At 53.1% G+C, this 14,413-nt stretch carries 18 protein-coding genes; 5 read left to right on the forward strand and 13 right to left on the reverse strand.

Annotated features, from left to right (window positions below; genetic code table 11):
* Positions 1 to 17 precede the first annotated feature (17 nt).
* Positions 18 to 398, forward strand: a complete 381-nt coding sequence (locus EVJ22_RS01070) for a VOC family protein (protein WP_071397665.1) — start codon at positions 18 to 20, stop codon at positions 396 to 398.
* 55 nt (positions 399 to 453) lie between these two features.
* On the opposite strand, the gene fur is transcribed toward EVJ22_RS01070, so the two are convergent.
* Both fur and EVJ22_RS01080 read right to left on the reverse strand, forming a co-directional pair.
* Positions 454 to 933: a ferric iron uptake transcriptional regulator gene (gene fur, locus EVJ22_RS01075; RefSeq protein WP_016509373.1), complete on the reverse strand. Its 480-nt coding sequence runs from the start codon at positions 931 to 933 to the stop codon at positions 454 to 456.
* A 112-nt stretch (positions 934 to 1,045) separates the two neighbouring features.
* Positions 1,046 to 1,576, reverse strand: coding sequence for an NUDIX domain-containing protein (locus tag EVJ22_RS01080; protein ID WP_071397666.1), 531 nt, complete (start codon positions 1,574 to 1,576; stop codon positions 1,046 to 1,048).
* A 77-nt stretch (positions 1,577 to 1,653) separates the two neighbouring features.
* Between EVJ22_RS01080 and EVJ22_RS01085 the strand changes: the two genes are divergently transcribed.
* Positions 1,654 to 2,484 carry an aldo/keto reductase gene (locus EVJ22_RS01085; protein WP_233589551.1) on the forward strand — a complete coding sequence of 277 codons (831 nt, stop codon included), beginning with the start codon at positions 1,654 to 1,656 and terminating at the stop codon, positions 2,482 to 2,484.
* Between the two features lie 3 nt (positions 2,485 to 2,487).
* Here the strand turns inward: EVJ22_RS01085 and EVJ22_RS01090 are convergent, their stop codons facing one another.
* Complete coding sequence (locus EVJ22_RS01090; RefSeq protein ID WP_071397683.1) at positions 2,488 to 3,027, reverse strand: PadR family transcriptional regulator; 540 nt, start codon at positions 3,025 to 3,027, stop codon at positions 2,488 to 2,490.
* Between the two features lie 126 nt (positions 3,028 to 3,153).
* On the opposite strand from EVJ22_RS01090, the gene EVJ22_RS01095 reads away from it, so the two are divergent.
* A complete protein-coding gene (locus tag EVJ22_RS01095) occupies positions 3,154 to 3,468 on the forward strand; it encodes a thioredoxin family protein (RefSeq protein ID WP_071397668.1) in 315 nt (104 codons plus the stop codon).
* A gap of 26 nt (positions 3,469 to 3,494) precedes the next feature.
* Here EVJ22_RS01095 and EVJ22_RS01100 read toward each other — a convergent pair whose 3' ends face one another.
* The 9 genes from EVJ22_RS01100 to EVJ22_RS01140 all read right to left on the reverse strand — a co-directional run bounded on the left by EVJ22_RS01100 (position 3,495) and on the right by EVJ22_RS01140 (position 11,800).
* Positions 3,495 to 4,430, reverse strand: coding sequence for an NAD(P)/FAD-dependent oxidoreductase (locus EVJ22_RS01100; RefSeq protein ID WP_131442920.1), 936 nt, complete (start codon positions 4,428 to 4,430; stop codon positions 3,495 to 3,497).
* On the reverse strand, positions 4,427 to 5,008 hold the full coding sequence (locus EVJ22_RS01105; RefSeq protein ID WP_071397670.1) for a CDP-alcohol phosphatidyltransferase family protein: 582 nt from the start codon (positions 5,006 to 5,008) through the stop codon (positions 4,427 to 4,429). Before EVJ22_RS01105 ends, EVJ22_RS01100 begins: the two co-directional genes overlap by 4 nt.
* A complete protein-coding gene (locus tag EVJ22_RS01110) occupies positions 5,008 to 5,892 on the reverse strand; it encodes an ABC transporter ATP-binding protein (RefSeq protein ID WP_131442921.1) in 885 nt (294 codons plus the stop codon). Before EVJ22_RS01110 ends, EVJ22_RS01105 begins: the two co-directional genes overlap by 1 nt.
* On the reverse strand, positions 5,889 to 6,590 hold the full coding sequence (locus EVJ22_RS01115; RefSeq protein ID WP_071397672.1) for an ABC transporter permease family protein: 702 nt from the start codon (positions 6,588 to 6,590) through the stop codon (positions 5,889 to 5,891). Before EVJ22_RS01115 ends, EVJ22_RS01110 begins: the two co-directional genes overlap by 4 nt.
* On the reverse strand, positions 6,587 to 7,363 hold the full coding sequence (locus tag EVJ22_RS01120; RefSeq protein ID WP_070327101.1) for an ABC transporter permease: 777 nt from the start codon (positions 7,361 to 7,363) through the stop codon (positions 6,587 to 6,589). The genes EVJ22_RS01115 and EVJ22_RS01120 overlap by 4 nt, the downstream gene beginning before the upstream one ends.
* On the reverse strand, positions 7,350 to 8,522 hold the full coding sequence (locus tag EVJ22_RS01125) for an ABC transporter substrate-binding protein (RefSeq protein ID WP_071397673.1): 1,173 nt from the start codon (positions 8,520 to 8,522) through the stop codon (positions 7,350 to 7,352). Before EVJ22_RS01125 ends, EVJ22_RS01120 begins: the two co-directional genes overlap by 14 nt.
* A gap of 19 nt (positions 8,523 to 8,541) precedes the next feature.
* On the reverse strand, positions 8,542 to 9,288 hold the full coding sequence (locus tag EVJ22_RS01130; protein ID WP_071397674.1) for an SDR family NAD(P)-dependent oxidoreductase: 747 nt from the start codon (positions 9,286 to 9,288) through the stop codon (positions 8,542 to 8,544).
* Complete coding sequence (locus EVJ22_RS01135; protein WP_233589552.1) at positions 9,285 to 10,262, reverse strand: MBL fold metallo-hydrolase; 978 nt, start codon at positions 10,260 to 10,262, stop codon at positions 9,285 to 9,287. The genes EVJ22_RS01130 and EVJ22_RS01135 overlap by 4 nt, the downstream gene beginning before the upstream one ends.
* 101 nt (positions 10,263 to 10,363) lie before the next feature.
* Positions 10,364 to 11,800 carry an NADP-dependent glyceraldehyde-3-phosphate dehydrogenase gene (locus tag EVJ22_RS01140; protein ID WP_071397684.1) on the reverse strand — a complete coding sequence of 479 codons (1,437 nt, stop codon included), beginning with the start codon at positions 11,798 to 11,800 and terminating at the stop codon, positions 10,364 to 10,366.
* Between the two features lie 228 nt (positions 11,801 to 12,028).
* Here EVJ22_RS01140 and EVJ22_RS01145 point away from each other — a divergent pair, with 228 nt between their 5' ends.
* The gene (locus EVJ22_RS01145) at positions 12,029 to 12,904 is read left to right on the forward strand and encodes a chemotaxis protein CheV (RefSeq protein ID WP_084812901.1); all 876 of its coding nucleotides are present in this window, start codon (positions 12,029 to 12,031) and stop codon (positions 12,902 to 12,904) included.
* A gap of 40 nt (positions 12,905 to 12,944) precedes the next feature.
* Here EVJ22_RS01145 and EVJ22_RS01150 read toward each other — a convergent pair whose 3' ends face one another.
* A complete protein-coding gene (locus tag EVJ22_RS01150) occupies positions 12,945 to 13,322 on the reverse strand; it encodes an Hpt domain-containing protein (RefSeq protein ID WP_071397677.1) in 378 nt (125 codons plus the stop codon).
* A gap of 140 nt (positions 13,323 to 13,462) precedes the next feature.
* Between EVJ22_RS01150 and EVJ22_RS01155 the strand changes: the two genes are divergently transcribed.
* On the forward strand, positions 13,463 to 14,398 hold the full coding sequence (locus tag EVJ22_RS01155) for a magnesium transporter CorA family protein (protein WP_071397678.1): 936 nt from the start codon (positions 13,463 to 13,465) through the stop codon (positions 14,396 to 14,398).
* Positions 14,399 to 14,413: the final 15 nt, after the last annotated feature.

The raw sequence follows: 14,413 nt of genomic DNA on the forward strand, positions 1-14,413 counted from the left end.
GAAAAGGAGTGATGACGATGAACATCGAACACGTTGCCGTATGGGTCCATGACCTCGAACGGATGCGTCGCTTTTACGAGACATACTTTGGTGCTAGCGCCAACGACAAATATACGAACCGGCACAAACAGTTCGCATCGTATTTTTTAACGTTTCCGGAATCAGCGTGCCGCCTCGAGCTGATGTCGCGGTCGGACATCCAAGGCGAAGCGATGCCGACACTCGGCTGGGCGCATGTCGCCTTCGCATTAGGCAGCGCCGAGGCCGTCGACGAATTGACGGCGCGCTTGCAGGCTGATGGCTATGAACTCGTCGATGGACCGCGTCTGACCGGGGACGGCTATTATGAGAGCGTCGTCCACGATCCAGAACGAAACAAAATCGAACTGACGATTTGACGGCACGATGAACATAAGGGAGGACAAGCCGCTCGGCTTGTCCTCCCTTGTTTCGTCAACCGTTAATGACGGCTTTATGCCCTTCGAGCGTGACGCCTTTCGCTTGGCACACTTTACAGATGCCATGGAACGTCAAACGATGGTCTTTGATTAAAAATTCATACTTGCTCTCGACTTTCTTCTCGACGTCGACGAGCAGGTCTTCCATGATCTCTTCGACTGATCCGCACTCGACACAGACGAGGTGATGGTGCGAATGGTTCGCCCCTTCTGGTCTGAGGTCGAACCGGGCGACACCGTCACCGAAGTTGACTTTGTCGACGACGCCGAGCTCGGTCAACAGTTCGAGTGTCCGGTACACGGTCGCGAGACCGATTTCGGGTGCGATGCTCTTGACGAGCATGAACACGTTCTCTGCACTTAGATGGTCTGTCTCATTCTCAAGCAAGATACGGACCGTTGATTCTCGTTGCGGTGTCAATTTATATCCTTTGGCGCTCAATTGCTGTTTGATCCGTTCAATTCGCGTTTCCATAAGGCGCCCCCTCTTTACATAATTCACTATTCAAAGCATACCGAAGTTCCGTCGATTTTTCAAATTAAAATCATTACTATGTAAGTCTATCACAACCTACTACAGATTAGAATTATTTCAATTTAGATAATTGCCACCATTGAATCGCCATAATCGTCTTGGCATCGGTGATCCGGCCACTCGCTAAAAGTTCGCCCGCTTCTTCGAACGTATAACGTTCGACTTGTAAAAATTCGTCCTCGTCTAGGTTCATCGCTCCCGCCGTCAAACCTTTGGCGACGAACACGTCAACGCGCTCACTACAAAATCCAGGTGCCCCGTAAAACGAGAACATCTTTTCAAGCGACTCGGCTTTATAACCGGTCTCTTCCTCGAGTTCACGCTTCGCACTCGCGAGCGGCTCTTCTCCGATTTCAAGTTTCCCGGCCGGAATCTCGAGTGACATCGATTCGAACGCTTTCCGGTATTGCTCGACGAGAACAATTTTGTCGTCCTCATCGATCAACAATATCGCGACGGCCCCATTATGATACACAAGCTCTCGGACCGACGTTCCTCCGTTCGGGAGCGCGACGACATGCTTCTCGACATCGAAAATCTTCCCTTGATAGATGACTTCCCGTTCAATCGTTTTCTCTTCCATGGTTATGTACTCCTCACGTTTTCTTATATACTGTAATTATGAGTCAAATCAATCGACGGAACAAGGAGGAATTATCGATGGCAGAACTCGGACTAGGAACGATGTCGATTTTAAAACAAGGTGACGATGAGGGCCGACGGATTCTCGAGGCGGCTTACACGTCAGGGATCCGTCATTTTGACACGGCTGACGTCTATGACCGTCACGACGTCGAACGGCTCGTCGGTGAGACGTTCGCCGGTCGGCGGGACGACTTGTTTTTGACGAGCAAAGGCGGGAATGAATGGACCGAGGACGGAATGCGCTGGAACCCAGCCCCTTCCTATTTAGAACAGGCGCTTCACGGTTCTCTCGAACGACTACAGACGGATTACTTAGACTTATATTACGTACATGGTGGAACGATGGAAGACGACCTTGACGCGACGATCGATTTCATGCGCCGACAAAAACAGGCCGGGGTCATCCGCCAAATCGGGCTCTCCTCGATTCGCCCGAACGTGATCCGCTACTGGCTTGAGCACGGGGAGCTCGATGTCTTGATGACACCGTACTCACTGCTCGACCGCCGCATCGAATCACTCGGGCAAGACGTTCCGCTCGTCGGTCGAGGACCGCTCGCTAAAGGGCTGTTGACCGATGCATGGTCCGAGCGCTTGAGCGCTAAGGGCTTCGAGTCGTGGAGCGAACCCGAGTTACGCAACCTCCTGTCGACGTTGCCACACCCGATTCAAGCGTATGCGCTCGCTGCCGCGAAACGGACGTGTGCCGTCGTCTTGCCTGGCGCTTCTTCTGTTGAGCAGTTGCAGCAGACGATTGACGCGTATCATGACGACATCAATGAGCGTGCACTCGATAAACTACTGGCTCGTCTACCGATTCATCCGTATACAAAACATACGACCTGAACGTCAGGTCGTATGTTTATCGCGCTGTTTCATTTGTTCGATCGCCCAATCGGCCCAATCGGCATAGTTTTCCATCATGCGGATCGCATATTCACTCGTCAATAAGTACCCGAGCGTGTCCGCTTCCGATTGATGGGCTGCTTGGAACGCACGAATTTGATGTGCGACTTGTTCATGATGCGTTTTCGTCTCCTCGACGTAACGGATCGCCTCGTCGAGCGGGAGCAGTTGCAGCAGGCTGACGCGCAGCAGGTTCTCATCTTTCATCTTCGGCTGAAACGACGTCGGTTGTCTGAGCCAGTCAATCAACTCTTGACGTCCCGTCGCTGTGATCGAATAGATCTTCTTATCGGGAAGATCATGTTGGGTCACATGCTCTGACGAAACGAGGTGCTCGTCTTCCATCTTTAACAGCTCCCGATAAATCTGTGTATGATGGGCGTGCCAAAAGTGAATCATTTGCGCTTTGAACGTCGCGTTCAAGGCGTAGCCGGTCGCAGGCTGATGGGTCAACAACCCGAGTAGTGCATGACGTAACGCCATAACCATCACCATTCCCTTGCAGTTCAGTTTTTTTAAGTGTAGCACAATCTCTTGTAAGTCCGAGAATGTCAATCGGTTGACGGGCGCACCGAAGACACAGACAATGAGATAAAGGAGTGATCAATCATGAAACCAATACAATCTGAACAACAATTCCAAACTGCCATTCAAGATAAAGGAATGGTCATCTTCACGACGTCGTGGTGCCCGGACTGCCGCCGCCTCGACATGTACGTCGACGAACTCGTCAAAGACTACCCGCAATTCAACTGGTACGTCGTCGATCGCGACGAACTGCCTGAACTGTCTGACACGCAGGAAGTCCGTGGCATCCCGTCACTGCTCTTCTATAAAGAAGGCGTCAAACAAGAACACCTTCATTCGGCGCATGCGAAGACGGAAATGCAAATTCGGTCGTTCCTCGACACGTTGAACGCCTAATCAAAAGACGACCGCGGTCGTCTTTTTTAGTGCGTGAATTTCTGCATGTAGCGCCTGTCGATTTGGCGCTTGATCCAATACGAACACCGGCCGTGCCACGTCAAGCGCCCAAACGTGAGTAAGGCGTGTCCCGGGGTCGTCAATAAAATATTGAGTGATGTCCGCTGTTTGTATGGCTTTTCGTCACCGAGGAGCGCTGACGCGACGTGACGGCCCGATCGGACCGCATCGACGCCTCCGTTCAAGCCCATTGCCATGTCCCCGGTGATGTAAATATCTTGATACGTCGTGTGACGCAAATAAGCGTCGGTCGGAATAAACGACCCTTCCTCGGCAAGGCCTGAGCGGTGCCACCACTCGACCGGCACGACTCCAGTCGCGTCAAGGACAAGACCGTCTGGTGCGTCCCCACCCTCATACTGTTGCGCGATCAGCGTCACCCCGCTTGCAACGAGACGACGGGCAATGTGACGACCGACCCGTTTCGGCAAGTCGGGCAAAATCTGCTTCGCATAGAGCGTGACGTGTTGCTTCGACCTCACGCAAGCGAAAGCGAGCTCGACACCAGCTTTGCCCCCTCCGACGATCGTGACCGCACGGCTCGCTTGAATGTGTTCGATCGCTACGTCCGTCATCGGTTTCAATCCCGTTCCGATCCCTCGGCTCTTCGCACCTGTCGCGAGCACGAGATGATCGTAAGCGATCATACCTTGATCGGTCTCGATGATTCGCTTGACCGGGTCGAGCGAGACGAGTCTGCTCGCGACCGGTGTGACGTCCGGCCGCAAGTTGACGACTGCCGAAGCCATCTCATTTGCGATCACTTGGGGGAACGCCCCGGTATAAATCGTTTCGTCAAGTCCGACATAACCGACCTCGTACCGTTCTCGCAACTGTTCGATCCGCGCTAAAATTTCAAGTTGTCCGTGACCGAGCCCGACTAGGACGAGCCGCGGCTTCATCGTAAAATCCGCCGTGCTTCCAACAGGCGTTGGCTGATCGTGAACACTTCGAGGATGAGGAACAGCGTCGCGACGACCCCGATCCACGACGGGAACAAAATCATGAGCGTGAACAAGATGAAGCACTCCGTCCGTTCAAGGAGGCCCGGTTGATAATAAAATGATTTCTCAGAACGTTTTGAACTGCTGGCTCCGACGGCGAGAAACAGCGTCATCGCAACGACGAAGGATCCGAGCAAGAAGAGAAAGACCGGCATGTGCTCAGGGTAACGAAGCGCCAGCGCGACGACGACCGAGATCTCGACGATGCGATCGAAGACGAGGTCGAGCACTGTGCCAAACCCCGTCTTCCGAGAGCGGCGCGCCATCGTCCCGTCAATGACATCGAGAAGACCCGACAACCAAAGCAGGGCGACCGCTGTCCAAAGCATGTCATTATAAATAAAGAACCCGACCGAGATCCCAATGACGCCTCCAAGGATTGTCACTTCATTCGGTGTGAAATTCCATTTTAGAAGCCGATCGGCCCCTCGTTCAACGATGGGACGAACCCAACGGCTTCCGTACGTGTCTAGCATCAAACCACTCCTTTTTTCTTCCGCAAATAGTAGGTCTCCCCGACCTGAAACGCTTCATCCCGGGGGAGAATGATGTACGTACCCGTCGCGAGGCGATACTCGCCTAGCTGATTGCCGAAGCGATTCAACTGTCGGACGAGTACGACAGGTTCGCCTGCTTCTTCCGTCACTTCCATCATCGTCGCCGGATAAGACGAACCCGAAAGCTCGATAAAGTCTCCAAACGCCGGCTCAGTCTCGTATAGTTCGCCTGGCGTCCCCGTCGCTAGGACTAAGCCGTCCTCGAGCAACGTCACCCGATCGGCGACGAGCATCGCTTCTTCCCGATCGTGGGTCACGAGCAACGCCGTCAACTCGAGTTGTTGGACGAGGTCCCGGATCAGCCGCTGCAACTCGTACTTCAAATCCGGATCGAGATTCGTGAACGGCTCATCTAATAAAATGAGCCGCGGCTCGGCCGCAAGGGCACGGGCAAAACTGACACGCTGTTGCTCGCCTCCGGAAAGTTCGTGGATGTCATCGTCATATCGGCCCGGAAGGCGGACGCGGTCAAGCCACGCCTCTGCCTGCTCCCGGGACCGATTTTGAGTCGCGAGCGTCACGTTCTCCCCGACCGACAGATGCGGGAACAGAAGCGGTGATTGTGACAGCATCGTGATGCGCCGCTTGTGAGGAGGCGTCCCGAGGAGCGGCTCTCCGTCCCACGTCACCGTCCCCGTGTCTGCCGTCTCAAGTCCAGCGATAATCCGTAGCAACGTCGACTTCCCGGACCCGCTCACCCCGACAAGCGCATGGATCTCTTTCTTGTCAACGATCAGGTCGACCCCGTTCAACACGTCGCGTTGTTTAAAGTTTTTTTGTATTCCCGTAACGACTAAACTCATCTTAACCGCTCCTTCATAATTCGTACCGATACGCGAAACAATCCTCCGAGACCGATATACAACAAGACCGGCAACAAGATGAGGACCCACGTGTTTTGTAGTGCCAATGAAACGTCATTTCCCGCATACGATTGATACAGTTGTGTCGTGACGGTCGGGATGAGCCCTGCACCGATCAATTGCACGAGCACGAACTGACCGAGAACGATGACCGTCGAGAACAAGACAATCGTCCGCATCGTCGCCGCCAACAAAGGAAACAGCACCATGCTAAATCGAGGCAGCGGCGGCAGTGTCATCGTCTGCTCAAGGAGCGGGCGTCCGATCACATACATCGCATTGTAGGCGAGCCGGATCGAGTACGGGAGCGTCGAGACGAGCAAGACGAGCAAGACACCGGCATACGTCCCGACGAGCCCGACGTTCGCGAGCACGATGTACATACCGAACATACTCGCCATGACCGGAATGAACAACGGGATAAAGACGAGCCATTCGACGAGTGTCCGCCACCTCGACTCTGTAAAAATCAGCCACCACGCTGTCCCAAGACCGAGCCAGACATTGATGACGGCCAAACTGATGACGTAGAACACCGTGTTCATGAGCACTTCATCCAATCGGATCGGAGAAGGCAAACCGAAGAGTAAGCCGAGAAACGGGAACAAGATGAAACTGATGATCAGGACCCGACTCATCGCCTCACCCCTTTTTCAATCCGGCGTCTTCGTTTGGCCGTAACGAGATACGATACAAAAGCCCCGACTGAGATCAATAGTGTCCAAACGAGTGCGACCGCGTAGGATTCATTCGCGTTTAAAAACAACCCTGTCGTCAGCCGTTCGTATGCGAGCACCCCGAGCAGCTCCGGGAATGTGACCCCGAGCAGGGCCGGTACCTCGTAAGCGAACGAGATGAACGCCACTAAAATCCAAAACGAGTCCAAGAGCGGCTTCAGTAAAAACGGCCACTCCGCGACTTTGAACTGCTCGAACCGTGTGAGTTGGAGCGTCTTCGCCATATCGAGATAGCCGCGATTCAGTTGCCCGTATGTGCCGAGCATCATCAAAAAGACGAACGGCACTTCTTTCCACACATACGTCAATATGACGACAAAGTGATGGCGCTCGTTCGCTTCCACAAGCCCGTAAAACGGAAAACCGCCCGAGAACAACAACAAAAATAAATACGCACCTGCGACATGCGGCACGAACATCGGCAATTTGAGCAGCGCTGAAAGCCAAACCGCCTCTCGAATCCGGACCGTTCGTGCCAACCACGTCCCGATGAGTAGCGAAATCGTCGTCGAGACGAGCGTCACGTAAAGCGTGACGGCTAAACTCGCCCGCCACGCCGCATCGCGCCAAAGTGACGTCCATTCGAATGAAGCGGTCTCACCGGCTAGAAACGCCAGACCGGCGAGCGGTAGCAACAAGACGATGACGCTCAAGCCGACGCTACCTCGCGACACGGGACCATCCCTCACGAACTTGATCGATCACGCTCGGTCCGAAGTCGGCAATCGAACGTTCGGCAAGTTGTTCAGGGTCTGGATACGTGACGCCCGTGTCCAGCTTGAGGAAGGCTTCCCGGTCCGCTCGTTCAAGCTTCGTCAAATCGAGCGACGTCCCGTCTCCCCAATACGTCGCATCTTGTTTGGCGAGTTGAGCTTCCGGTGACAACAATTCATTGATTACGACGAGGGCACCGTTCGGATTGCTTGCGTTGAACGGGACCGCGAGAAAATGCGTCGAGGCGATTGAATGGTCGAGGACGAGTGCACGCGTCTCGTCTGGAAACACGCCGTCGTTTCGCTCGGCCTCAGCACGACGCTCATTGAATCCCATCGTCATCCACACGTCACCTTTCGCATAAAGTTGATCGAGTTGGGCGAGCGACTTCGGATAAGTCGCCCCTTGTTTCCACAGATTCGGTGACCACGTCGCGAGTTCATCCCAAAATGCATCCGGGATCGTTTGATCGCTCCGGATCGTTTCCCCGTACTCGGCATAGAGCAGATGGCGGACGAACGCGTTACCGGTGAAGTCTGTCACTTCAGGATACGTGAAACGACCCGGATTTGCTTCGGTCCAACGATGTAATTCTTCGAACGTCGCCGGAGGATTCGTCACTTTGTCGGCATCATAGTGCAGCACGAACTGAACGTTACCCCACGCCACCTCGAGTCCGTCGGTCGGCGTCCCGGCGTCGGTCGCTTGCGCGGTCTCGTTCAAAAGTGCTGCGTTCGGGATTTTATCGAGCAGGTCGCCTTGTAGAAGCTCCGCCTCGGCCGCGTTTCTAAAATTATCGCCATTGATCCACATGAGGTCGATCGTGCCCGCCTCTCGGTTCGAACGTTTATCGAGTGATAGTTGGCGAATAAATTCGGCCGTGTCCATCGGGACGCGATTCAACTCGATATCGTATGTTTCTTTCAGGCGCGGTGCGACGTAGTCATCGATGTAACGGTTGATGCCGTCGTCCCCACCCCACAAGTAAAAGTTGACCGTCGTTTGCTCAGCCTCTTGAACCGCCTCGTCAAACGTCGGGGCCAAGTCTGCTCCCATCGTCCCACAGGCGCTGAGGAAAACAAGCGCAAACAGCAGCCCAAATTGTCGTATTCGTCGCATCGTACTTCCCCTCTCTCTACTACTTTTTGTCAAATCCCCGTTTTGCCAACCGTTCGAACCAAATCGGGCACATTGCGTACAGTTTTCCGCCTAAGTCCATCCACCACGGGGCGTTGACTTCACGTTTCGACTGTTCAAACGCTGAGACGACCCGCTGTGCCAACTGATCTGGGTCGAGCATGATACGACGCACACTCTGTTCATAGCGACCCGTCTTATCAGCCCGATCAAAGAACGGCGTGTTGATTGGACCAGGATTGACTGTCAGTACATGGACACCTGCCGGCTTCAGCTCGAGCCGGAGCGCGTTTGAAAACTGGAGCAACGCCGCTTTCGATCCGGCGTACACGGCCGACTTCGGGGTCGGCACTTTGGCAGCTTGCGAGCAAACGTTTATGATCGTCCCGCCTCGCTTCATCCGGCGCCCACAGTCACGCGACATCACCATCGGCGCGATCGCGTTCAAGCGCATCGTCTCTTCGATGACGTCCGTCGTTTGATCAACGACCCGGTCAAACTCACCGACGCCGGCGTTGTTGACCCAACCGTCGATTGGTCCATATTTCTGTACGACATCGTCGACGAGCGTCTCATAACTTGTCAAAACATCCGTGACCATCCAGTCTGCAGATAGTTTCGTCCCGAGCTCTCGAAGGCGCGTCTCGTTTCTGGCAATTAACGTCAGCTTATAGCCCGCTGCCGAAAAAGAATGCGCCAAAGCGGCACCAAAGCCGCTCGACGCACCCGTGATCACAATATGTCTCATTCCATTGCTTCCTCCACTCTCACATAAATCCATTTGCCATCGGCTAACTGCTTGACGACATGACCGCGCTCCTCGAGCAATGTCAACCGCGCGAACACTTCGCTGAAGACAAGCGGCATCGCCCGGCGCATCTTCCGCCCGTACAGCCGCATCGACCAATCGAACACACTCAAGCCGTCGGCCCAGTCGTTCAGCAGCTGCTCGCTCCGTTCATAGCGTTGACTGATCCTTGATTCGATGAGTAAACGCGGATGCTGAATCGGATTGCCATGTCCGCTCACGACGAGCTTAATATCAAGCTCCTGTAACTTTCTAAGCGAGTCGAGATATAGTAAGACCGGTGACGCAAACCCTTCGTCCTCATACGGCTGTTCGATCAACGGGTTCGGTTCGACCGCATCGATCAAATGATCACCGGCAATCAAGACGCCGCCCGGTCCGAGAAGTCCGAGTTGATCGCTCGCGTGTCCCGGCAGATGAATCGTCTTCCATGCCCCGTCGCTCGTCACGTCTTGTCCCTCTTCGAACGTCATCGTGACGGTCGTCGGACCGATCCAACGTAGCGCCTCCCGGTAGTCGGGTAACTTGTTGATGATCGACTCCGGTGCCCCGAACCAATGAGCCAGTTCATATAAGAAGTGATTGCCTTTTTTAATAAAGTTCGGTGTCTGTTCCAAATAACGAACGAGCTTCTCGTGACCGTAGACTGGAATCGAGGCGTCCCGCAGCCGCCAAGCTTGACCGGCATGGTCGGCATGATGGTGCGTTAAAAATAGAAAATCGATATCCGCTAGCGTCAGTTCGAGTTCAGCCAATTCGCCGTTCAAGGACGCCCATGCCTCTTCCGTATCCGGGCCACAGTCGACCATGAAAAACCGGCCCCCATGCTCTACGATGTATACGTTCACGTTACCGACCTCAAACGGTGTCGGAATATCGAGTCTTGCCAGTTGGCTTGAAATCCAGTTCGCCACGTCCACACAACCCCTTCCACCTATCTTCATTCATTATACCTGTCAGAAAGAAGGGATTTCAATGGCACAAAAAAAGGAGGGGATTTCTCCCCTCCAATCGTTTATAAGTTAATGACGGTCACTTTATCGCGTGTCATCGTTTCAAGACTGCGTCCAATCCCTTGGACACCTAGACCTGATTGTTTCACACCGATGAACGGGAAGTGGTCAGGACCGCGTTCCGTCCGTCCGTTGACTTGGACCGTGCCGACTTCGAGCTTGTCGGCGACCGTGAACGCACTGTTCACGTTTTGTGTGAACACGCTCGCTTGAAGACCGAACTCTGACTCGTTCGTCAGTTCGATCATCTCGTCGAGCGAACTGACACGAATGATCGGAAGAACTGGTCCGAACGGCTCTTCCCAAGCGACACGCATCTCACGCGTGACATGGTCGAGCAGCGTCGGGTGGAGCAGGTTGCCGTCACGTTCGTTACCGTGGACGACCGTCGCATGCTTGTTGACGGCGTCGTCAATCAAGCCTTGAACGTAGTCAGCCGACTTTTTGTCGATGAGCGGGACGATGAAGCTGTTGTCAACTGGCGAACCAACCGTGAGCTTCTCGACACGCTGTTTCAACATGGCGACGAGTTCGTCCGCTTGATCTTCGAGCACGAAGACGCGTTTGATCGCCGTGCAACGCTGACCCGAGTAAGAGAATGCACCGCTGACGATTTGATCCGCCGCAAGCGTCATGTCCGCGTCTTCTAAGACGAGCGCCGGGTCTTTGCCGCCGAGCTCTAAGACGACCGGGACCATCGATGCCTGTTGTGACAAATGTTGACCGGTTCCTGTACCGCCTGTGAATGTGATCATGTCGACACCTGGGTGCGACGTCAAGTAGTCGCCGATGACCGAACCGCGACCCGTCACGAGGTTCAACAATCCGCTCGGAAGACCGGCGTCTTGCAGTGCCTCGACCATTTTGACACCACTGATCGCACCTTGTGTCGCCGGTTTGAAGACGACCGCGTTCCCAGTAATAAGGGCCGGGGCGATTTTAGCAGCGGCTAAGTTGACCGGATAGTTGAATGGTGAGATCGCGAGAACGACACCGAGTGCCTCTTTTTTGATGATCGCCATTTTATTCTTTGATCCGCCCGGGAACGAATCACCTTGCATGAATCCACCTGTGAAACGAAGTCCTTCCTCAGCCGTATAACGAATAATCTCAGCTGTGCGGACGACTTCTTTCTTCGCGTCGCTCAAGTTCTTCCCGACTTCGCGCATGATGATTTGACCGATCTCATCGACGCGTTCTTCGAGTTTGTCCGCCCATGCGTACAACAGCTCGGCGCGCTTGTTGACCGGAAGCGCCGCCCACTCTTGTTGTGCACGTTTAGCACCGTGAATCGCCTCGTCGACTTCGTCGCGCGACATCGCTTGGACGTGTCCGACGATTTCTTCTGTATAAGGTGAAACGAGTTCGATCGTCTCATTTGTTGTTGATTCTTGCCATTGCCCGTTAATTAAATATGGATATGTGTTCATACTCATAATCTCTATCTGCCTCCTGAGTAAGCTGTGATATCTCGTTGCCACCCTCATTGTATGCAAAATCAATTCCGTTGAACAACTATAAAGATTCAGTTTATGTAATGTAAACGGTTACTCCATGACTTTTCGTGATTTTTGACCTGACTTTGACACTTTTCAACTGAAGACTTTGATCGATTTGACCGATAGAGAGGAAGAGAGAACGCGATATAGGAGGGACCACCATTGAGCATGGATCATAATATTTTACTTGAAGCAGGTACGAACGAGTTAGAAATCGTCATTTTCCAGTCAGGCCCGTTTATTTTCGGGATTAACGTCATGAAGGTTCGCGAGATCATCACGATGCTTCCACTCACCCCGTTACCTGGAACGCCTGAGGCGATCATGGGGTTGATCGAACTACGCGGTGAAGTCATGACGGTCATCGATCTCCCGATGGTCATCGGCCATCCTCGTGAAGCCGGAGACGGGGATCGCTTGATCGTCTGTGAGTTTAACGGTGAGAAATCGGTGCTCCGAGTCGACCAAGTGACAGAGATCAAGCGCATCTCATGGGAACAGATCGATACACCGTCAGATCTCGCCCGCGGTGTCCAAGGCATCACGAACGGCGTCGTCAAAACAGGAGACCAAATGATCATTCTTCTCGACTATGAGCGCATCGCTCTCGAGTTGTCACGAAAAGACATCATGGCTCGTGAATCCGTCAAACGACTCGGTGCAAGGGAACGCTCGAACAAACAAGTGTGGATCGCAGAAGATTCGGAGATGCTCCGCACCTTGATCATCGACACGCTCGATGAGGCAGGCTACTTCAACACGACAATCTTCAACAACGGGAAAGAAGCGCTTGATGCGTTCGAGCAAGATGGTGTCGAGTGCGATCTGCTCATCACCGACATCGAGATGCCACAAATGGACGGGTTACATTTGACGAGACGGCTACGCGAAATGGACCGCTACGCGACGTTACCGATCGTAATTTTCTCGTCACTCATCTCAAACGACTTGAAACATAAAGGTGACGCCGTCGGGGCGAACGCACAAATCACGAAGCCTGAGATCGGCATGTTGATCGCGACGCTCGATGAGTTTTTAGCCTAATGACAAACGGAGGGGCCGCAAAATTGCGGCCCCTCTTTCATTACACCAATCGATTGAAATAGGCGTCCCACTCGACAGCGAACCGTTTCATTTGACGCTCGATGTCTTCAAGCACCGGTTCAAGGTTCTCGACCTCGTTCGTCTCACCGGCGAGTTCAAGTTGTTGGAAATGCGACGCCGTCTCGTCGAGTCCGACCGAATAAGAAGCGCCCTTTAACAAGTGGGCGAGTTGTTCGATTTGTTCATGATCTTTCGTCTCGACTACGCGCTTTAATTCAGGAAACTTCGCCTCGAACTGCGCGACGTACGTCTCTGCAATCTTTTTCAGAAAATCTTTATTTCCACTTGCGATTTGATGGAGCTCTGCTAATTTCTCTTCGTTAAACAGAGCGTTTTGGGGTGTTTGAGTCACCTCCATCCCTCCTTCTACTCATTCCTTCTGACATTCTAACTCACTGTAGTATGTTTTCGAGAGAAAACAAAAAATCTCCTTCTTTGCGATTGCACTCTCCTACTCGCCTACCTATAATAAAGTTGAGCTAAGGTAGGAGGAAGATTATGCTAACGATTTACCGTACCGACGCATCTGGTCGTGTGCACGAGATCGAAGACTTTGACAAAGGAAGCTGGATCCAACTCGTCAATCCGACGAAAGACGAGGCCGATCAAGTCATTGCCGCCTCCGGCATTCCTGAAGACTTCGTGTACGACCCACTTGATATTGAAGAAAAGCCGCGTTTTGAGAAAGATGATGAAGGCCTGCTCATGATCATTGACGTTCCATACGTCGAAGAAGACGATACGGGACGTGCCTATAATACGATCCCACTCGGTATCATCGTCACGGGACGACATTTCATCACCGTCTGTTCGCGTGACCTCGATGTACTCAACTTGTTCGCTAACGGCAAAGCCCGCTTGTTCCGGACAAACTATCGCAGCCGGTTCGTCTTCCAGATTTTGCACCGAGTCAGCATGACGTACTTGCGGTTCCTCCGCCAGATCGACCGGCGAATGGAAGAGCTAGAGCAAGAACTTCAACGTTCGATGCGAAATCAGGAAATTTTCCAGTTGATGAACTTACAGAAGTCGCTCGTCTACTTCATGACATCGCTCAAAGCGAATGACAGCGTCCTCGACCGCATCGTCAAGACGCCGAGTCTTGAGAAGCATGAAGAGGACGAAGACCTGTTAGAAGACGTATTCGTCGAGCATCGTCAGGCGATGGAGATGGCCTCGATTTATAACGACATCATCAGCATTAAGATGGATGCGTTCGGGTCGATCATCTCGAACAACGTCAACTTCGTCATGAAGTTCTTGGCGTCGATCACGATCGTGCTCAGTATTCCGACGATGATTTCCGGGATTTTTGGGATGAACGTCCAAGTCCCATGGGAAGGACAATCAATCGGTTTCGTGTTCGCACTTGCCATGATGGTCGGTTTTTCGAGTCTCGCCTTTTATATTTTATGGCGGAAACGTTATTTCTAGACAAAAGGATGAAAT

The organism is Exiguobacterium sp. SH0S7 (assembly GCF_004337195.1).
Lineage (GTDB): Bacteria > Bacillota > Bacilli > Exiguobacteriales > Exiguobacteriaceae > Exiguobacterium > Exiguobacterium aurantiacum_A.